We start from the raw sequence: 20,173 nt of genomic DNA on the forward strand, positions 1-20,173 counted from the left end.
ATAAGTTTTGGCTTACCTGTTCTTACGGCGTGACCTATGGTTAAAGCACAGGCTTAATCCAACGTTACGCCCGTTCAAATTGATCCCTGCTTATAAAATAGACCAGTGCGGGGCGGCGAACGTTACATGAGGAAGATCCCATGCACATTTTGCTGACCGGCGGTACTGGCCTGATCGGCCGCCAACTCTGCCAACACTGGCTTGCTCAAGGGCATCGACTGACGGTGTGGAGTCGTCATCCGGAACAGGTTGCCAAGCTGTGCGGCGCACAGGTAGCAGGCGTTGAACACCTGCAACAGGTTATCGGCCCGGTGGATGCCGTCATTAACCTGGCCGGCGCGCCCATTGCTGATCGTCCCTGGACCCACAAGCGCAAGGCGCTGCTGTGGAGCAGCCGCATCAGTCTGACTGAAACCTTGCTGGCGTGGCTTGAGGGGCTGGAGCAAAAACCTGCGGTGTTGATTTCCGGTTCAGCGGTGGGTTGGTACGGCGACGGCGGTGAGCGTGAGTTGACCGAAGCCAGCGGCCCGGTGCAGGACGATTTCCCCAGCCAGCTGTGCATTGCCTGGGAAGAAACTGCCCAGCGCGCCGAAGCCTTGGGGATTCGCGTCGTGTTGGTACGGACCGGTTTGGTGTTGTCGGCCGAGGGCGGCTTTTTGTCGCGGCTGTTGCTGCCGTTCAAACTGGCGCTGGGCGGGCCTATCGGCACTGGTCGGCAGTGGATGCCGTGGGTACATATCAAGGATCAAATCGCCCTGATTGATTTTCTTCTGCACAAGGCTGATGCCAGTGGTCCTTATAATGCCTGCGCGCCACACCCGGTACGCAATCGCGAGTTTGCGAAAACCCTGGGCCGGGTGCTGCACCGTCCGGCGTTCATGCCGATGCCGGCCTTTGCATTGAAGGTCGGCCTGGGTGAGTTGTCCGGCCTGTTGCTGGGTGGGCAGAAGGCAGTGCCCGAGCGCTTGTTGGCCGCCGGTTTCACCTTCCAGTTTACTGAGTTGCACGCGGCCCTGGATGACGTGTCCAGCCGCCTCTAAAGATAGGATGTTGCATGACGGATCACGCGTTGTTACTGGTCAATCTGGGTTCACCGGCGTCCACCTCGGTGGCCGATGTGCGCAGCTACCTCAATCAGTTCTTGATGGACCCTTATGTGATCGACCTGCCGTGGCCGGTGCGGCGCTTGCTGGTGTCACTGATCTTGATCAAGCGCCCCGAGCAGTCGGCCCACGCCTACGCGTCCATCTGGTGGGACGAGGGCTCGCCGCTGGTGGTGCTCAGTCGTCGCCTGCAACAGCAGATGACCGCACAGTGGACTCAAGGCCCGGTGGAATTGGCGATGCGCTACGGTGAGCCGTCCATTGAAACGGTGCTGACCCGCCTCGCCGCCCAGGGCATCCGTAAAGTCACCCTGGCGCCGCTGTACCCGCAGTTCGCGGACAGCACCGTGACCACGGTGATTGAGGAAGCCAAGCGCGTGGTGCGCGACAAAAAGCTCGATGTGCAATTCTCCATCCTGCAACCGTTCTACGATCAGCCCGAATACCTCGATGCCCTGGTAGCAAGCGCGCGGCCATACGTGGAACAGAATTACGACCACCTGCTGCTGAGTTTCCACGGCTTGCCTGAGCGCCACCTGACCAAGCTCGACCCTACCGGCCAGCATTGCTTCAAGGATGCCGACTGCTGCAAGAACGCGTCCGACGAGGTGCTTAAGACCTGCTATCGCGCGCAATGCTTCAGCGTCGCCCGTGATTTTGCCGCGCGACTGGGCTTGCCGGAAGATAAATGGTCGGTGTCGTTCCAATCGCGCCTGGGCCGCGCGAAGTGGATCGAACCCTACACCGAAGCGCGCCTGGAGGCATTGGCCCAGCAAGGCGTGAAAAAGCTGCTGGTGATGTGCCCGGCGTTCGTGGCCGATTGCATCGAGACGCTGGAGGAAATCGGCGATCGTGGGCTTGAGCAGTTCCGCGAAGCTGGGGGCGAGGAGTTGGTGCTGGTGCCGTGCCTCAATGATGATCCGCAATGGGCTAAGGCGCTGAATACTTTGTGCGAAAGAGCGCCAACGCAGCTATAACTCAAGCCGAGTGAAGATCGAAATGTGGGAGCGGGCTTGCTCGCGAATGCGGTGGATCAGTCAAATAATCAGTGACTGACAGACCGCACTCGCGAGCAAGCCCGCTCCCACATGGTTTACCGTGTTTACAGGTTAAGCGTCAGGCTGACCGTGAGATTGCGCGGCTCACCCGGATTGATCCAGTAATTGCTGTAGGACCGCTCGTAGTACTTCTCATCAAACAGGTTGTTCAAGTTCAAACCCACGGTGACATTCTCCGTGGCTTTGTAATGGGCCAGCAGATCAACCGTGTGGTACGCCGGCAGCTCGAAACCCGTGCCGGCCTCACCGGAGCGATCACCGACGTAGGTGATCGCTGCACCCAGGTCGGAGCCGCGCAACGCGCCGTCCTGGAATTCATACACCCCCAACAGACTGCCGCTGCGCTTGGCGACCCCGAGAATCCGGCTGCCGGCGGGAATGGTTTTATCGCCCTTGGTCACTTCGGCGTCGATGTAGGCAAACGCGCCGATCACCCTTATGGCATCGCTTACTTGCCCGCTCACTTGCAGGTCCAGACCCTGGCTGCGCGCTTTGCCCACGGCGCGGTTGAGATTGGTGGCCGGGTCCAGCGTCAATACGTTTTCCTTTTCGATATGGAACGCGGCGAGGGTTGCGCTGAGGCGGTCGTCGAACAGCTCGCTCTTGATCCCCACTTCATAGCCCACGCCTTCTTCCGGCTTGAAGGATTTGTTGTTGGCGTCCAGGCCACTGTTGGGCTTGAACGACGTGGAGGCGTTGGCGAACACCCCAACCTGCGGCGTGAGCTGATAGAGCAGGCCGGCGCGTTGAGTAAAGGCGTCGTGAGTCTGCTTGCTCTTGGCGTGGTTGCGGGTGAAGTCGTCGATGCTCTGCTCGAAATGCTCGAAGCGCACACCGACCATGCCGCGCAAGCGATCTGTGAAGATGATCTGGTCTTGCAGGTTCAGCGCGTGGCTTTTGGTCTGTTCGAAGAAGTCGGTGCCGGAGCGCGTGCCGTTGGGTTTGGGCTGGCCGTAAACCGGGTTGTAGATGTCAATGGCGTAGTCACGGCCGCCGATAGCTGTCACGCGTTCTTTCTTGCGGTAGTCCTCGTACTCGGTGCCGACCAGCAGTTCATGCTGCCAACTGCCAATGTCGAACAGCCCACGCAGCTCCAGCTGGGTAATGCTGTCGTGCCAACCCGTCGAGCGTTCGCGATAACGGCGGTTGATAGTGTGGCCGTCGGGGTTCAGTGCACGGTTTTCCGAAGCGTCGCCCCACAGGCTGCCTTGCTTGTAATGGCTGGCCAGGCGCAGTTTCCAGGCGTCGTTGAGGTGGTGTTCGAGGGTGGCCTGGAGGCGGTTGTTGTGGTTGTCGATATCGCCGTCGTTGGGTTCACCGAGGAAGGTGGAACGGGATAGGCCGGGGGCGTCGACGATGCCTCGGTCGAAGGTGGAGCTGTGACGGACGAATTCGCTTTCCACCAGCAGGCTGGTATCCGGGTCCAACTGCCAGCTGAACGAAGGCGCGACGAATACCCGCTTGCTCTGCACGTGGTCACGGAAGCTGTGGTTGTCTTCCACCGCCAGGTTGACCCGAGTCAGCACCTTGCCTTCGCTGTCCAGCGGGGTGTTCACGTCCACGGCGGTGCGATAGCGGTCCCAACTGCCCGCGCTGGTTTGCAAGGTAGTGAAGGCTTCAGGCTGAGGCTTCTTGGTGACGATGTTCACGGTGCCGCCGGGATCGCCACGCCCGTACAGGCTGGCGGCAGGGCCCTTGAGCACTTCGATGCGTTCAATGTTGGCCGCGTCCGGTGTGCTCGGGTAGCCACGGTTGGCGCTGAAGCCGTCCTGATAGAACTCCGACGTGGTGAAGCCGCGCACGCTGTATTCGTAGAGGGTCAGGCCGCCGAAGTTGTTCTGCTTGGACACGCCGCCGGCAAATTCCAGGGCGCGTTCCACGTTGGTGCTGCCCAGGTCTTTGAGCACCGTGGCGGGAATCACGCTGATGGATTGTGGGATGTCACGAATCGCCGTGTCGGTTTTTGTCGCACTGGCGGAACGGGTGGCGCGGTAACCTTTGACTGGGCTGGAGGCGGACTCGTAGGCGTCAGTGGTGACGCTGATGGTGTCGAGTTCCAGGGTATTTTCTTCGGCGTAGGCGGGGTCGAGCAGCAAACCCAAGGCCAGGCCAGCCAAGGGGGCGATTTTTCGAGACGGCATGATAGAGCATTCCAATAGCGATATTGAAACAATATAACATGACCGATGAGAATGGATCGCTCTGAAATATCAGCTTACAGGTGCCCTCGAATGGGCACCTGGGCAGCGAATTATTCCTCTTCCTTGACCGGCGCCGGCGGTGGGCGCAAACCGATTTCCGCCAGCAACTTGATCTCTTTGCCGTTGCGCATCACCTGTATTGCGACCTTGTCCGTGGGCTTGATCCGCGCCACCTGGTTCATCGACTTGCGGCCATCACCTGCCGGTTCGCCATTGATGCTGAGGATCACATCGCCCAATTGCAGGCCGGCTTTCTGCGCCGGACCATCGCGGAAGATTCCGGCGACCACGATGCCTGGGCGTCCGGTCAAGCCAAACGACTCGGCCAATTCCTTGGTCAACGGTTGCACTTCAATCCCCAGCCAGCCACGAATCACCTGACCGTGCTCGATGATCGACTTCATCACCTCCATCGCCAGCTTCACCGGAATCGCAAAACCGATGCCCTGTGAGCCGCCGGACTTGGAGAAAATCGCCGTGTTGATACCGGTCAGATTGCCATTGGCGTCCACCAGCGCACCGCCGGAGTTGCCGGGGTTGATCGCCGCGTCGGTCTGGATGAAATCTTCGTAGCTGTTCAGGCCCAACTGATTACGCCCAGTGGCGCTGATGATGCCCATGGTCACGGTCTGCCCGACGCCAAACGGGTTGCCGATGGCCAGCGCCACATCACCGACGCGCAAGCCATCGGAACGGCCGAGGGTAATGGCTGGCAGGCTTTTCAGGTCGATCTTCAGTACCGCGAGGTCGGTTTCCGGGTCGCTGCCCACCACGCGGGCCAAGGTTTCACGGCCGTCACGCAGGGCCACCACGATCTGGTCGGCGCCGGTGGTCACGTGGTTGTTGGTGAGAATGTAGCCTTCGGGGCTCATGATCACGCCCGAACCCAGGCTGGATTCCATGCGCCTCTGCTTGGGCCCGTTGTCGCCGAAATAGCGGCGGAACTGCGGGTCTTCAAACAGCGGGTGCGCCGGCTTGTTGATGACCTTGGTCGTGTACAGGTTGACCACCGCAGGGGCGGCGATGGTGACCGCATCGGCGTAAGTCACCGGGCCTTGTACCACCGCGCTGGTCTGCGGTGCCTGTTGCAGGTTCACATCCAGGCTGGGTAGGCCCACCAGCTCGGGGTAACGCTGAATAATCAGCATCGCGATCAGCACGCCAGCCAACAATGGCCATCCAAAAAAACGCAGCGCCTTGAGCATCAAGTTAGTCCTGACAGGTTGCAGGGGGCGAGAGAGCGCCCATAATGTCGCGCATTATACGAGGCTGTGACGCCTGCGAACGGGATATTTAGGAGTCTTTTATGGCCGTGCCCCTTACCACCCTCGTCGAGGAAGCGGACCGCTACCTCGGCAGTGCAAAAATTGCCGATTATTGCCCCAACGGCCTGCAGGTCGAGGGCCGCCCGCAGGTGATGCGCATCGTCAGTGGCGTGACCGCCAGCCAGGCCCTGCTGGACGCGGCCGTCGAGGCCCAGGCCGATCTGATCCTGGTGCACCACGGCTACTTCTGGAAAGGCGAAAACCCCTGCGTCACCGGCATGAAACAGCGCCGCCTCAAGACCCTGCTCAAGCACGACATCAGCCTGCTCGCCTACCACTTGCCGCTGGACCTGCACCCCGAGGTCGGCAATAACGTGCAACTCGCCCGTCAGCTGGATATCACGGTAGAAGGCCCGCTTGACCCGAGCAACCCCAAGGTCGTCGGTCTGGTCGGCTCCCTTGCCGAGCCCTTGTCGCCCCGCGATTTTGCCCGCCGCGTGCAGGAAGTCATGGGCCGCGAACCGCTATTGATCGAAGGCGGCGAGATGATCCGTCGCGTCGGCTGGTGCACGGGCGGTGGCCAGGGCTACATCGACCAGGCGATTGCCGCCGGCGTCGACCTGTACCTGAGCGGCGAAGCCTCCGAGCAGACCTTTCACAGCGCCCGCGAAAACGACGTCAGCTTCATCGCCGCCGGCCACCATGCCACTGAGCGCTATGGTGTACAGGCGCTGGGTGATTACCTGGCGCGGCGCTTCGCGTTGGAACATCTCTTCATCGATTGCCCCAATCCGATCTGAGCCTCACCACAGAAAGCCCAAACTTGGGGGCATATTCATATACCGTTTCGATCTAGTCCGCTCCCTGAATAGAAGCAGGTGCTGTGCTAGCATGCCTCGCTCGAACACGGCCCGCTGGCCGTCCATAAGATCGTTTTTCCGTGAGTAACCATGGTCGACAAACTGACGCATCTGAAACAGCTGGAGGCGGAAAGCATCCACATCATCCGCGAGGTCGCCGCCGAGTTCGACAACCCGGTGATGCTCTACTCAATCGGTAAAGACTCCGCCGTGATGCTGCACCTGGCACGCAAGGCCTTCTTCCCGGGCAAACTGCCGTTCCCTGTGATGCACGTCGACACCCGCTGGAAATTCCAGGAGATGTACCGGTTCCGCGACAAGATGGTCGAAGAACTGGGCCTGGACTTGATCACCCACGTGAACCCGGACGGCGTGGCGCAGGGCATTAACCCCTTCACCCACGGCAGCGCCAAGCACACCGACATCATGAAGACCGAAGGCCTCAAGCAGGCCCTGGACAAGCATGGTTTCGACGCAGCCTTCGGCGGTGCCCGTCGCGATGAAGAGAAATCCCGCGCCAAAGAGCGCGTGTACTCGTTCCGCGACAGCAAGCACCGCTGGGACCCGAAAAACCAGCGTCCCGAGCTGTGGAACGTCTACAACGGCAACGTCAACAAGGGTGAGTCCATCCGTGTGTTCCCGCTGTCCAACTGGACCGAGCTGGACATCTGGCAGTACATCTACCTGGAAGGCATCCCGATCGTGCCGCTGTACTTCGCCGCCGAACGCGAAGTGATCGAGAAGAACGGCACGTTGATCATGATCGACGACGACCGCATCCTTGAGCACTTGTCTGACGAAGACAAAGCCCGAATCGTCAAAAAGAAAGTACGTTTCCGTACCCTTGGCTGCTACCCGTTGACGGGCGCGGTGGAGTCCGAAGCCGAGACGCTGACGGACATCATTCAGGAAATGCTCCTGACGCGAACTTCCGAGCGCCAGGGCCGTGTCATCGACCACGATGGTGCCGGCTCGATGGAAGATAAAAAACGTCAAGGCTATTTCTAAGGGGCTGTCATGTCGCATCAATCTGATTTGATCAGCGAGGACATCCTCGCCTACCTGGGCCAGCACGAGCGCAAGGAAATGTTGCGCTTCCTGACCTGTGGCAACGTCGACGACGGCAAGAGCACCCTGATCGGGCGCCTGCTGCACGACTCCAAGATGATCTACGAAGATCACCTGGAAGCCATCACCCGCGATTCGAAGAAGTCCGGTACCACTGGCGACGATATCGACCTGGCGTTGCTCGTCGACGGCCTGCAGGCCGAGCGTGAGCAAGGCATCACCATCGACGTTGCTTACCGCTACTTCTCCACCGCCAAGCGCAAATTCATCATCGCCGACACCCCCGGCCATGAGCAGTACACCCGCAACATGGCCACCGGTGCGTCCACCTGTGACCTGGCGATCATCCTGATCGACGCCCGCTACGGCGTGCAGACCCAGACCCGTCGTCACAGCTTTATCGCCTCGTTGCTGGGCATCAAGCACATCGTGGTGGCCGTCAACAAGATGGACATCAATGGCTTTGACCAAAGCGTATTCGAGCAGATCAAGGCTGATTACCTGAAGTTCGCCGACGGTATCGCCTTCAAGCCAAGCACCCTGGCCTTTGTGCCGATGTCGGCGCTCAAGGGCGACAACGTGGTGAACAAGAGTGAGCGTTCGCCTTGGTACACCGGCCAGTCGCTGATGGAAATCCTCGAAACCGTCGAGATTGCCAACGACCGCAACTACACCGACCTACGTTTCCCGGTGCAGTACGTCAATCGCCCGAACCTGAACTTCCGCGGTTTTGCCGGCACCCTGGCCAGCGGCATCGTGCACAAGGGCGACGAAGTCGTGGTATTGCCGTCGGGCAAGAGCAGCCGGGTCAAGTCCATTGTCACCTTTGAGGGTGAGCTGGAGCACGCAGGCCCAGGCCAGGCCGTGACCCTGACCATGGAAGACGAGATCGACATCTCCCGTGGCGACTTGCTGGTGCACGCCGATAACGTGCCGCAAGTGACCGACGCCTTCGACGCCATGCTGGTGTGGATGGCTGAAGAACCGATGCTGCCGGGCAAGAAATACGACATCAAGCGCGCCACCAGCTACGTGCCGGGCTCCATCACCAGCATCGTGCACCGCGTGGATGTGAACACCCTGGCCGAAGGTCCGGCGAGTTCGCTGCAACTGAACGAAATTGGCCGAGTCAAGGTCAGCCTTGATGCCGCCATCGCCCTGGACGGCTACGACAGCAACCGCACCACCGGTGCGTTTATCGTCATCGACCGTTTGACCAACGGCACCGTGGCAGCCGGCATGATCATCGCGCCGCCTATCACCCACGGCAGCTCGGCGCAGCACGGCAATTTGGCTCACGTAGCCACCGAAGAACGCGCGCTGCGCTTCGGCCAGCAACCGGCCACCGTGCTGTTCACCGGCCTGTCGGGCGCCGGCAAGAGCACCTTGGCCTACGCGGTTGAGCGCAAGCTCTTCGACATGGGCCGTGCGGTGTTCGTACTGGATGGCCAGAACCTGCGTCACGACCTGAACAAGGGCTTGCCGCATGACCGTGCCGGCCGTACCGAGAACTGGCGTCGTGCCGCGCATGTGGCGCGTCAGTTCAACGAAGCGGGCCTGCTGACCCTGGCCGCGTTTGTGGCCCCGGATGCCGAAGGCCGCGAACAGGCTAAGGCGCTGATCGGCAGCGATCGCCTGCTGACGGTCTACGTGCAAGCGTCGCCGCTGGTGTGCGCCGAGCGTGATCCGCAAGGCTTGTACGCCGCCGGTGGGGATAACATCCCGGGCGAGTCCTTCCCGTATGACGTGCCGTTGAACGCCGACCTGGTGATCGACACCCAGGCACTGTCGCTGGAAGAAAGCGTCAAGCAAGTGCTGGAGCTGTTGCGTCAGCGCGGCGCGATCTAACCCTCGCGGCCATAAAAAAGCCCGCCACCGAGTGATCGGTGGCGGGCTTTTTTCATTCTCAAGATCAGACTCGGTCAAAAATGTGGGAGCGGGCTTGCTCGCGAATGCGGTGGATCAGCCAATACATCTGGCGACTGACAAACCGCCTTCGCGAGCAAGCCCGCTCCCACATGTTGATTACTGTTTGCCTGGGAAATCTTTGTGCAGTTTTTCCAGCAGGAGGTCCTTGTCTTCCCAAAGCTGGTTGATCCAGCCCTGAAACGCCAACCGATACGCCCCATCCTGCTCATAATTCTTGCCAATGAACTCGGCCGGAATCTGCACCTCTTCAAACTGCACAACCACGTCTTTCACATTCCCGCACAGTAAATCCCAGTAACCTGGGCGGCCAGCAGGGTAGTGGATGGTCACGTTGACCAGCGACTTCAACTGCTCACCCATCGCATCCAGCACAAACGCGATACCACCCGCTTTGGGCTTTAGCAGGTAGCGAAACGGCGAGTTCTGCTGGGCATGCTTGCCCGGCGTAAACCGCGTACCTTCGGCAAAGTTGAATATGCCCACCGGGTTGTCGCGAAATTTCGCACAGGTCTTGCGGGTGGTTTCCAGGTCCTTGCCTTTCTTCTCCGGGTGCTTTTCCAGGTAGGCCTTGGTGTAGCGCTTCATGAACGGAAAGCCCAGCGCCCACCATGCCAGGCCAATCACCGGCACCCAGATCAGCTCCTGCTTGAGGAAGAACTTCAGCGGACGGATCCGCCGGTTCAGCACGTATTGCAACACCATGATGTCGACCCAGCTCTGGTGGTTGCTGGTCACCAGATACGAGTGCTGATAGTCCAGCCCTTCGAGCCCGGTCAGGTGCCAGCGCGTGCGGCGTACCAGGTTCATCCAGCCCTTGTTGTTGGTGACCCAGGCTTCATGGGTGTGGTTCATCAGCCATTCGCTGAAGCGCTTGGCAAACGGCAGCGCCTTGAACAACGCGACGATAAACAGGAACGAACACAACAGGATCGTGTTGAGCGCCAACAACAGCGACGCAATCACCCCGCGCACGGCGGCAGGTAGGAAAGCCAGCATTTAAATATCCATAGGTCGGTTGGCGGCTTGGATCGCAGTGAGCGCGATGGTGTACACAATGTCATCCACCTGGGCGCCGCGTGGAAGGTCGTTGACCGGCTTGCGCAGGCCCTGGAGCATGGGCCCCAGGCTCACGCAATCAGCGCTGCGCTGCACGGCCTTGTGCGTGGTGTTGCCGGTGTTGAGGTCGGGGAACACAAATACGGTGGCCTTGCCGGCGACCTGGCTGTTGGGGGCCAGTTGTCGGGCTACGTTTTCGTTGGCGGCAGCGTCGTATTGCAGCGGGCCGTCGATCAACAGCGAGCTTTGCTGTTCGTGGGCGAGCAGGGTGGCTTCGCGGACTTTTTCCACTTCTTCACCGCTGGCCGAGTCACCACTGGAGTAGCTGATCATCGCCACACGCGGGGTGATGCCGAATGCAGCCGCTGAATCGGCGCTTTGCAGGGCAATTTCCGCCAATTCGGCCGCGCTGGGGTGCGGATTCATCACGCAGTCGCCGTACACCAGCACCTGCTCGGGGAACAGCATGAAGAACACCGACGACACCAGGGTGCAGCCCGGTGCCGTCTTGATCAACTGCAAGGCAGGGCGGATGGTGTTGGCGGTGGAGTGAATAACCCCGGAGACCAGGCCGTCCACTTCGTCCAGCGCAAGCATCATGGTGGCGATCACCACCGTGTCTTCCAGTTGCTGCTCGGCCATCGGCGCATTGAGGCTCTTGCTCTTGCGCAGGGCCACCATCGGTTCGACGTAGCGTTGGCGGATCAGGTCCGGATCGAGAATCTCCAGGCCTTCGGGCAGTTCGATACCCTGGGCGCGGGCGACCGCTTCCACGTCTGCCGGCTTGGCCAGCAGCACGCAACGGGCAATCCCCCGCGCTTGGCAGATGGCGGCCGCTTGCACGGTCAGCGGCTCGCTGCCTTCGGGCAGCACGATGCGCTTGTTGGCGGCCTGGGCGCGCTGGATCAACTGGTAGCGGAACACCGCCGGTGACAGGCGCATTTCCCGGGGTGTGCCGCAGCGTTGGTGCAACCAGCGCGCATCCAGGTGGCTGGCGACGAAATCGGTGATGATCTCCGCACGCTCGCGGTCATCGATGGGGATTTCTTTGTTCAGGCTATTGAGCTGGTTGGCGGTGTCGTAGGAGCCGGTGCTCACTGACAGCACCGGCAGCCCGGCCTGGAAGGCACCTCGGCACAACTCCATGATGCGCGGGTCGGGCAAGGTGTCACTGGTGAGCAACAGGCCGGCCAGCGGCACGCCGTTGATCGCCGCGAGGCTGACGGCGAGAATGATGTCGTCGCGGTCGCCGGGCGTCACCACCAGCACGCCGGGCTTGAGCAGCTCCACGGTGTTACGCATGGTGCGGGCGCAGATGATGATCTTGGTCATGCGCCGGGTTTCGTAGTCGCCAGCGTTGAGGATCTGCGCGCCCATCAGGTCGGCCACGTCGCGGGTGCGTGGCGCGTTGAGTTCCGGCTGATAGGGAATGCAGCCGAGCAGGCGGAAATCGCCGCTGCGTAACAGGGGTGAGTGTTCCTTGAGGCGCGCCGAGAAGGCTTCCATGCTTTCGTCGGTGCGCACCTTGTTGAGGATCACGCCGAGTACTTTCGGGTCTTTCGGGCCGCCGAACAGTTGGGCCTGCAATTCCACGCGGCCGGAGAGCTCGGTGAGCACTTCATTTTCCGGTGCTGAGACCAGGATCACTTCCGCATCCAGGCTCTTGGCCAGGTGCAGGTTGACCCGCGCCGCATAGCTGGCGCTGCGGGTCGGCACCATGCCTTCGACGATCAGCACGTCCTTGCCCACGGCGGCTTGCTGGTACAGCGTGATGATTTCTTCGAGCAGTTCATCGAGCTGGCCGTCGCCGAGCATGCGCTCCACGTGAGCCAGGCCCAGGGGCTGTGGCGGCTTGAGGCCGTGGGTGCGCGCCACCAGTTCGGTGGAACGCTCGGGGCCCGTATCGCCTGGGTGCGGTTGGGCAATCGGCTTGAAAAAGCCGACTTTCAGTCCGGCCCGCTCAAGGGTACGCACCAGCCCGAGGCTGATGGAGGTCAGACCCACACCAAAATCGGTGGGCGCGATAAAAAAAGTCTGCATGCGAATTCTCTGAAGGTGCATGGCTTCGGTGAGGTTCTATGATTGAACGTCTACCGGGAATCAGGCGCCAAGGTTATCGTTATTCGTGCGCTTGCGCACACCAGCCGCAGGCAAAGGGCTGGCCTATTTTTTCAAGGCGTTGCGCGGGGTCGAGCACCCAGGCGCGGGACTGCCAGGGTGGCTGGTGGCGCAGGTGCTGGGTGTGGCCGCAGGACAGCTCGGCGACCCAGTGCTGGTCGTCGTCCTGATGGAACCCGATGATGAAGGAAGCCGTTGATCGGCCCCGTCTGTCCGGGTTCTGTTCGCTTTCGGGCAAATCCTTGTTTAGACTTGTCCGTTCTTCATTCTTATGCAAAAGGTCTCGCCCCATGACGATCGCCGCTAACAAGGCTGTCTCCATCGACTATACCCTGACCAACGACGCTGGTGAGGTCATCGACAGCTCCGCCGGCGGCGCGCCGCTGGTCTACCTGCAAGGCGCAGGTAACATCATCCCAGGCCTGGAAAAGGCACTGGAAGGCAAGAGCGTCGGTGATGAGCTGACCGTTGCCGTAGAACCTGAAGATGCCTACGGCGAGTACTCGGCCGAACTGGTCAGCACCCTGAGCCGCAGCATGTTCGAAGGCGTTGACGAGCTGGAAGTGGGCATGCAGTTCCACGCTTCCGCGCCGGACGGCCAAATGCAGATCGTGACCATCCGTGATCTGGACGGCGACGATGTGACCGTCGACGGCAACCACCCGCTGGCTGGCCAGCGCCTGAACTTCCAAGTGAAGATCGTTGCCATCCGCGATGCTTCCCAGGAAGAAGTGGCGCACGGTCATGTTCACGGTGAAGGTGGTCATCACCATTGATCGTGGTTTGATCAATAGGTAGCAAAAACGCCCCGACTGGTTCGGGGCGTTTTTTTTGTCTTGAAAATACACTGCGGTCGAAATGTGGGAGCGGGCTTGCTCGCGAATGCAGTGGATCAGTCAATACATCTGGTAACTGACACTCCGCATTCGCGAGCAAGCCCGCTCCCACACAAACAAAAATGCCCCGGACCTTTCGGTACGGGGCATTTCTTAACTGTTTCGCAACCTGGGTTGCGTTGCAGTTGTTACCACTTAGGCTGCAGCAGGAACGCTCAGAGCCTTGATGTGGCCATTCAGGCGGCTCTTATGACGAGCGGCCTTGTTCTTGTGGATGATGCCTTTATCGGCCATGCGGTCGATAACTGGCACAGCCAGAACGTAAGCTGCTTGAGCTTTTTCAGCGTCTTTGGTGTCGATGGCTTTAACTACATTCTTGATGTAGGTACGAACCATGGAACGCAGGCTGGCGTTGTGGCTGCGACGCTTCTCAGCCTGTTTTGCACGTTTTTTGGCGGAAGGTGTGTTGGCCACCGTCGAGCTCCTCGAAAGACTTTTTAGGAAATAGCAAACAAAATAGGCCGCGAATCATGCCGATGACTTGATGGGTTGTCAAGAGCGGCTGATGCGAACTGCTGAGTGGTCGATCTGAAGAGGCGGGTGATTTATTTCCGGCGCTTGACCTGTAAACTCGCGAGCTTTGGCTCTGTGCTGTTGCAGGCGCGCAGTATCGCATAAGTGGGCGCTTTGTTCGCCTGCTCTTTATCTAAAGGCGCAAACTCTTTCAATGAATCTGCTCAAATCGCTGGCCGCTGTCAGCTCTATCACGATGATCTCCCGTGTTCTGGGGTTTGTGCGTGACACGTTGCTGGCGCGCATTTTTGGCGCGAGCATGGCCACGGACGCCTTCTTTATTGCGTTCAAATTGCCTAATCTGCTCCGACGGATCTTCGCCGAAGGCGCGTTTTCCCAGGCATTCGTGCCGATCCTGGCCGAATACAAGACCCAGCAGGGCGAGGAAGCCACCCGCACGTTCATTGCCTATGTCTCGGGCCTGTTGACCCTGGTACTGATGCTGGTGACCCTCCTCGGCATGCTCGCCGCGCCCTGGGTGATCTGGGCCACGGCCCCCGGCTTTGCCAATACCCCGGAAAAGTTCGCGCTGACCACGGATCTGCTGCGGGTGACCTTTCCTTATATATTGCTGATCTCCCTGTCATCCCTGGCCGGAGCGATCCTCAATACCTGGAACCGTTTCTCGGTGCCGGCCTTCGTGCCGACCCTGCTGAACGTCAGCATGATCATCTTCGCGCTGTTTCTTACCCCGTATTTCGATCCGCCGGTAATGGCCCTCGGTTGGGCCGTATTGGCGGGCGGCCTGGCGCAACTGCTCTATCAGCTGCCGCACCTGAAAAAGATCGGCATGCTCGTGTTGCCGCGCCTGAACCTCAAGGACACCGGCGTGTGGCGCGTGATGCGCAATATGTTGCCGGCGATCCTGGGCGTGTCGGTCAGTCAGATTTCGCTGATCATCAACACGGCGTTCGCCTCGTTGCTGGTGTCCGGCTCGGTGTCGTGGATGTACTACGCCGACCGCCTGATGGAGTTGCCGTCCGGCGTGCTGGGCGTGGCGCTGGGCACGATCCTGCTGCCGACCCTGGCGCGCACCTATGCCAGCAAGGATCGCCAGGAATACTCGCGTATCCTCGATTGGGGCCTGCGCCTGTGCTTTGTGCTGGTGCTGCCGTGTGCCCTGGCGCTGGGGATCCTGGCCGAGCCGTTGACCGTGGCGCTGTTCCAATACGGCCAGTTCGATGCCCATGACGCCTTGATGACGCAGCATGCGCTGATCGCCTACTCCGTCGGCCTGCTCGGCATTATCGTGATCAAAGTGCTGGCCCCCGGCTTCTATGCCCAGCAAAACATCCGTACGCCGGTCAAGATCGCGATTTTCACGCTGATCGTCACGCAATTGCTCAACCTGGTGTTCATCGGGCCGCTGGCGCACGCTGGCCTGGCCCTGGCCATCAGTGCCGGCGCATGCATCAATGCCGGATTGTTGTTTTACCAACTGCGTAAACAGCAAATGTTCCAGCCACAGCCAGGCTGGGGCCTGTTTGCCCTCAAGCTGCTGGTGGCGGTGGGGGTGATGTCGGCCGTGCTGCTGGGTTTGATGCACTTCATGCCGGCCTGGGACGAAGGCCATATGCTGGAGCGCTTCCTGCGCCTTGGCGTGCTGGTCGTTGCGGGCGTGGTGGTGTACTTCGGGATGTTGCTGGTGCAGGGCTTCCGCCTGCGGGATTTCAATCGCAAGTCCCTGGGTTAGAGAGTTTGCCGCGATAAAACCGTTGTTTTATCGATTCGATCCATTTGGCCTGTGCTGTTGCCTGTCGTCCGGGGCCGGGTGTGGTTATAATCGACCACTTTATGAGCAAGAAGCGCGTTATGCAGCTGGTTCGAGGTCTCCACAACCTGCGCCCCGAGCATCGGGGCTGCGTCGCCACTATTGGCAACTTTGACGGTGTTCACCGTGGCCACCAGGCTATCCTGGCTCGGCTGCGCGAGCGTGCGGTCGAGTTGGGCGTGCCCAGCTGCGTGGTGATTTTCGAGCCACAGCCGCGGGAATACTTCACCCCCGAGACTGCGCCAGCCCGGCTGGCCCGCCTGCGGGACAAGCTGCAATTGCTGGCGGAAGAGGGCGTGGACCGTGTCCTCTGCCTGGCTTTCAACCAGCGTTTGCAAAGCCTGAGCGCCGCCGAGTTTGTCGACCGTATCCTGGTCGATGGCCTGGGCGTGCAGCATTTGGAGGTGGGTGACGACTTCCGCTTTGGTTGCGACCGCGTCGGGGATTTCGATTTTCTGCAGCATGCGGGCGTCAACCAGGGTTTTACCGTCGAAGCCGCGCAAACCGTCGAACTGGACGGCCTGCGCGTGAGCAGTACCCAGGTGCGTAACGCCCTGGCCGCTGCCGACTTCGCCTTGGCCGAGCGTTTGCTCGGTCGCCCGTTCCGCATTGCCGGACGGGTCCTGCACGGCCAGAAGCTGGCGCGCCAATTGGGCACGCCAACCGCCAACGTGCAACTCAAGCGCCGTCGTGTGCCGCTGACCGGGGTTTACCTGGTGAGCGTCGACATCGACGGCCAATCGTGGCCGGGAGTCGCCAATATAGGTGTCAGGCCCACGGTTGCAGGTGATGGCAAGGCCCACCTGGAAGTACACCTGCTGGATTTTGCCGGTGATCTGTATGACCGGCGTTTGACGGTGGTTTTCCACCAAAAGCTGCGTGAAGAGCAGCGTTTCGCCTCCCTTGAGGCGTTGAAAACGGCGATCAATGCGGATGTCGCCGCCGCCCGTGCACTAGCCGCACCTAGCGCCCATCGCTAACCGAAGAGCCTTAAATGACCGACTATAAAGCCACGCTAAACCTTCCGGACACCGCCTTCCCAATGAAGGCCGGCCTGCCACAGCGCGAACCGCAGATCCTGCAGCGCTGGGACAGTATTGGCCTGTACGGAAAGTTGCGCGAAATTGGCAAGGATCGTCCGAAATTCGTCCTGCACGACGGCCCTCCTTATGCCAACGGCACGATTCACATCGGTCATGCGCTGAACAAGATTCTCAAGGACATGATCCTGCGCTCGAAGACCCTGTCGGGTTTCGACGCGCCGTATGTCCCGGGCTGGGACTGCCACGGCCTGCCAATCGAACACAAAGTCGAAGTGACCTACGGCAAGAACCTGGGCGCGGATAAAACCCGCGAACTGTGCCGCGCCTATGCTACCGAGCAGATCGAAGGGCAGAAGTCCGAATTCATCCGCCTGGGCGTGCTCGGCGAATGGGACAACCCGTACAAGACCATGAACTTCAAGAACGAGGCCGGTGAAATCCGTGCCTTGGCCGAGATCGTCAAGGGCGGTTTCGTGTTCAAGGGCCTCAAGCCCGTGAACTGGTGCTTCGACTGCGGTTCGGCCCTGGCCGAAGCGGAAGTCGAGTACGAAGACAAGAAGTCCTCGACCATCGACGTGGCTTTCCCGATCGCCGACGACACCAAGCTGGCCGAGGCCTTTGGCCTGGCAAGCCTGGGCAAGCCCGCGGCCATCGTGATCTGGACCACCACCCCGTGGACCATCCCGGCCAACCAGGCGTTGAACGTGCACCCGGAATTCACCTACGCCCTGGTGGACGTCGGTGATCGCCTGCTGGTGCTGGCCGAGGAAATGGTCGAGGCATGCCTTGCCCGCTACGAACTGCAAGGTTCGGTGATCGCGACCACCACCGGCTCTGCGCTGGAACTGATCAATTTCCGCCACCCGTTCTATGACCGTCTGTCGCCGGTGTACCTGGCTGACTACGTCGAACTGGGTTCGGGTACTGGCATTGTTCACTGCTCGCCGGCCTATGGCGTGGACGACTTTGTCATCTGCAAAAAATACGGCCTGGTCAACGACGACATCATCAACCCGGTGCAAAGCAACGGCGTCTACGTGCCTTCGCTGGAGTTCTTCGGCGGCCAGTTCATCTTCAAGGCCGACCAGCCGATCATCGACAAGCTGCGTGAAGTCGGTGCGCTGATGCAAACCGCCACCATCCAGCATAGTTACATGCACTGCTGGCGCCACAAGACCCCGCTGATCTACCGCGCCACCGCGCAGTGGTTCATCGGCATGGACAAAGAGCCGACCACCGGCGACACCTTGCGTGTACGCTCGCTCAAAGCCATCGAAGACACCCAGTTCGTCCCGGCCTGGGGCCAGGCACGCCTGCACTCGATGATCGCCAACCGCCCGGACTGGTGCATCTCCCGCCAGCGTAACTGGGGCGTGCCGATCCCGTTCTTCCTGAACAAGGAAAGCGGCGAGCTGCACCCACGCACCGTCGAACTGATGGAAGTCGTGGCCCAGCGTGTCGAACAGGAAGGCATCGAAGCCTGGTTCAAGCTGGACGCCGCCGAGCTGCTGGGCGATGAAGCGCCGCAGTACGACAAGATCAGCGACACCCTCGACGTCTGGTTCGACTCGGGTACCACCCACTGGCACGTGCTGCGCGGCTCGCACCCCATGGGTCACGAAACCGGCCCGCGTGCCGACCTGTACCTGGAAGGCTCGGACCAACACCGTGGCTGGTTCCACTCGTCGCTGCTGACCGGTTGCGCCATCGACAACCACGCGCCGTACCGCGAACTGCTGACCCACGGCTTCACCGTCGACGAGACGGGCCGCAAGATGTCCAAGTCGCTGAAGAACGTGATCGAGCCGAAAAAGATCAACGACACTCTGGGCGCCGACATCATGCGTCTTTGGGTCGCGTCGACCGACTATTCGGGCGAAATCGCCGTGTCGGACCAGATTCTGCAGCGCAGCGCCGATGCCTACCGCCGCATCCGTAACACCGCACGCTTCCTGCTGTCGAACCTGACCGGTTTCAACCCGGCCACCGACCTCCTGCCAGCCGAGGACATGCTCGCTCTGGACCGTTGGGCGGTGGACCGTACCCTGTTGCTGCAACGCGAGTTGCAGGAGCACTACGGCGAATACCGTTTCTGGAACGTCTACTCGAAGATCCACAACTTCTGCGTGCAGGAGCTGGGTGGCTTCTACCTCGACATCATCAAGGACCGCCAGTACACCACCGGCGCCAACAGCAAGGCCCGCCGTTCGGCGCAGACCGCGCTGTACCACATCTCCGAAGCGCTGGTGCGCTGGATCGCGCCGATCCTGGCCTTCACCGCCGACGAACTGTGGGAATACCTGCCGGGCGAGCGTAACGAGTCCGTGATGCTCAACACCTGGTACGAAGGCCTGACCGAACTGCCGGCCGACTTCGAACTGGGCCGCGAGTACTGGGAAGGTGTGATGGCCGTGAAGGTCGCGGTGAACAAGGAACTGGAAGTGCAGCGTGCGGCCAAGGCCGTCGGTGGCAACCTGCAAGCCGAAGTCACCTTGTTTGCCGAGGACGGCCTGACCGCGGACCTGGCCAAGCTGAGCAACGAACTGCGCTTCGTGCTGATTACTTCCACCGCAAGCCTGGCGCCATTCGCCCAGGCCCCGGCGGATGCGGTCGCCACCGAAGTACCTGGCCTCAAGCTCAAAGTGGTCAAGTCGGCCTTCCCTAAATGCGCCCGTTGCTGGCACTGCCGTGAAGACGTCGGCGTGAACCCTGAGCATCCGGAAATCTGTGGTCGCTGCGTCGACAACATCTCGGGTGCTGGTGAGGTTCGCCACTATGCCTAATGCAGCCAGTCGTTTTGGACGTCTGGGCTGGCTCGTATTGAGTGTGCTGGTCCTGGTCATCGACCAGGCCAGCAAGGCTCATTTCGAGGGCTCCCTGGAGATGTTCCAGCAGATCGTGGTGATCCCGGATTACTTCAGCTGGACCCTGGCCTACAACACCGGCGCCGCTTTCAGCTTCCTGGCGGATGGCGGCGGCTGGCAGCGCTGGCTGTTCGCCCTGATCGCCGTGGTGGTCAGTGCGGTGTTGGTGGTGTGGCTCAAGCGTCTCGGCCGCGATGACACCTGGCTGGCTATTGCGTTGGCCCTTGTGTTGGGCGGCGCGCTGGGCAACCTGTACGACCGCATTGCCCTGGGCCATGTGATCGACTTCATTCTGGTGCATTGGCAGAACCGCTGGTACTTCCCGGCGTTCAACTTTGCCGACAGCGCCATCACCGTCGGTGCGATCATGCTGGCGCTGGATATGTTCAAAAGCAAGAAAACCGGAGAGACCGTCAATGACTGATCAG

At 60.6% G+C, this 20,173-nt stretch carries 16 protein-coding genes; 10 read left to right on the top strand and 6 right to left on the bottom strand.

Features of this window, described 5'->3' with window-relative positions; translation table 11 throughout:
- Window positions 1-140: 140 nt before the first annotated feature.
- Window positions 141-1,040, top strand: coding sequence for a TIGR01777 family oxidoreductase (locus tag BMZ57_RS06370; protein ID WP_010213288.1), 900 nt, complete (start codon window positions 141-143; stop codon window positions 1,038-1,040).
- 14 nt (window positions 1,041-1,054) lie between these two features.
- Window positions 1,055-2,080 (top strand): ferrochelatase, encoded by a 1,026-nt coding sequence (gene hemH / locus BMZ57_RS06375; RefSeq protein WP_044286618.1) that lies wholly within the window; start codon window positions 1,055-1,057, stop codon window positions 2,078-2,080.
- 125 nt (window positions 2,081-2,205) lie between these two features.
- Here hemH and BMZ57_RS06380 read toward each other — a convergent pair whose 3' ends face one another.
- Window positions 2,206-4,302 carry a TonB-dependent siderophore receptor gene (locus tag BMZ57_RS06380; RefSeq protein ID WP_044286620.1) on the bottom strand — a complete coding sequence of 699 codons (2,097 nt, stop codon included), beginning with the start codon at window positions 4,300-4,302 and terminating at the stop codon, window positions 2,206-2,208.
- A 110-nt stretch (window positions 4,303-4,412) separates the two neighbouring features.
- Window positions 4,413-5,567: a Do family serine endopeptidase AlgW gene (algW, locus tag BMZ57_RS06385; RefSeq protein WP_010213284.1), complete on the bottom strand. Its 1,155-nt coding sequence runs from the start codon at window positions 5,565-5,567 to the stop codon at window positions 4,413-4,415.
- A 101-nt stretch (window positions 5,568-5,668) separates the two neighbouring features.
- Between algW and BMZ57_RS06390 the strand changes: the two genes are divergently transcribed.
- The 3 genes from BMZ57_RS06390 (at window position 5,669) to cysN (ending at window position 9,403) form a co-directional block, all read left to right on the top strand.
- A complete protein-coding gene (locus tag BMZ57_RS06390; RefSeq protein ID WP_044286621.1) occupies window positions 5,669-6,427 on the top strand; it encodes a Nif3-like dinuclear metal center hexameric protein in 759 nt (252 codons plus the stop codon).
- 150 nt (window positions 6,428-6,577) lie between these two features.
- A complete protein-coding gene (gene cysD, locus BMZ57_RS06395; RefSeq protein WP_010213282.1) occupies window positions 6,578-7,495 on the top strand; it encodes a sulfate adenylyltransferase subunit CysD in 918 nt (305 codons plus the stop codon).
- A gap of 9 nt (window positions 7,496-7,504) precedes the next feature.
- Window positions 7,505-9,403 (top strand): sulfate adenylyltransferase subunit CysN, encoded by a 1,899-nt coding sequence (gene cysN / locus BMZ57_RS06400; protein WP_010213281.1) that lies wholly within the window; start codon window positions 7,505-7,507, stop codon window positions 9,401-9,403.
- Between the two features lie 177 nt (window positions 9,404-9,580).
- On the opposite strand, the gene yihG is transcribed toward cysN, so the two are convergent.
- The 3 genes from yihG to BMZ57_RS06415 all read right to left on the bottom strand — a co-directional run bounded on the left by yihG (window position 9,581) and on the right by BMZ57_RS06415 (window position 12,950).
- Window positions 9,581-10,480 carry a 1-acylglycerol-3-phosphate O-acyltransferase, YihG family gene (gene yihG, locus BMZ57_RS06405; RefSeq protein ID WP_010213280.1) on the bottom strand — a complete coding sequence of 300 codons (900 nt, stop codon included), beginning with the start codon at window positions 10,478-10,480 and terminating at the stop codon, window positions 9,581-9,583.
- A complete protein-coding gene (pta, locus tag BMZ57_RS06410) occupies window positions 10,481-12,580 on the bottom strand; it encodes a phosphate acetyltransferase (protein WP_025856577.1) in 2,100 nt (699 codons plus the stop codon).
- A 79-nt stretch (window positions 12,581-12,659) separates the two neighbouring features.
- Window positions 12,660-12,950, bottom strand: coding sequence for a DUF3565 domain-containing protein (locus BMZ57_RS06415; protein WP_038452681.1), 291 nt, complete (start codon window positions 12,948-12,950; stop codon window positions 12,660-12,662).
- Between BMZ57_RS06415 and BMZ57_RS06420 the strand changes: the two genes are divergently transcribed.
- The gene (locus BMZ57_RS06420) at window positions 12,949-13,434 is read left to right on the top strand and encodes an FKBP-type peptidyl-prolyl cis-trans isomerase (RefSeq protein WP_027606858.1); all 486 of its coding nucleotides are present in this window, start codon (window positions 12,949-12,951) and stop codon (window positions 13,432-13,434) included. The two genes, BMZ57_RS06415 and BMZ57_RS06420, sit on opposite strands and share 2 nt — an antisense overlap.
- A 255-nt stretch (window positions 13,435-13,689) precedes the next feature.
- On the opposite strand, the gene rpsT is transcribed toward BMZ57_RS06420, so the two are convergent.
- Window positions 13,690-13,968, bottom strand: a complete 279-nt coding sequence (rpsT, locus tag BMZ57_RS06425) for a 30S ribosomal protein S20 (RefSeq protein WP_003188401.1) — start codon at window positions 13,966-13,968, stop codon at window positions 13,690-13,692.
- A gap of 253 nt (window positions 13,969-14,221) precedes the next feature.
- On the opposite strand from rpsT, the gene murJ reads away from it, so the two are divergent.
- The 4 genes from murJ (at window position 14,222) to lspA (ending at window position 20,169) form a co-directional block, all read left to right on the top strand.
- Window positions 14,222-15,760 (top strand): murein biosynthesis integral membrane protein MurJ, encoded by a 1,539-nt coding sequence (gene murJ, locus BMZ57_RS06435; protein ID WP_042571053.1) that lies wholly within the window; start codon window positions 14,222-14,224, stop codon window positions 15,758-15,760.
- Between the two features lie 119 nt (window positions 15,761-15,879).
- A complete protein-coding gene (gene ribF / locus BMZ57_RS06440) occupies window positions 15,880-16,818 on the top strand; it encodes a bifunctional riboflavin kinase/FAD synthetase (protein WP_010213269.1) in 939 nt (312 codons plus the stop codon).
- Between the two features lie 14 nt (window positions 16,819-16,832).
- On the top strand, window positions 16,833-19,664 hold the full coding sequence (gene ileS / locus BMZ57_RS06445) for an isoleucine--tRNA ligase (RefSeq protein ID WP_010213267.1): 2,832 nt from the start codon (window positions 16,833-16,835) through the stop codon (window positions 19,662-19,664).
- On the top strand, window positions 19,657-20,169 hold the full coding sequence (gene lspA, locus BMZ57_RS06450) for a signal peptidase II (protein ID WP_010213265.1): 513 nt from the start codon (window positions 19,657-19,659) through the stop codon (window positions 20,167-20,169). Before ileS ends, lspA begins: the two co-directional genes overlap by 8 nt.
- Window positions 20,170-20,173: the final 4 nt, after the last annotated feature.

Source organism: Pseudomonas simiae (genome assembly GCF_900111895.1).
Classification (GTDB): domain Bacteria; phylum Pseudomonadota; class Gammaproteobacteria; order Pseudomonadales; family Pseudomonadaceae; genus Aquipseudomonas; species Aquipseudomonas simiae.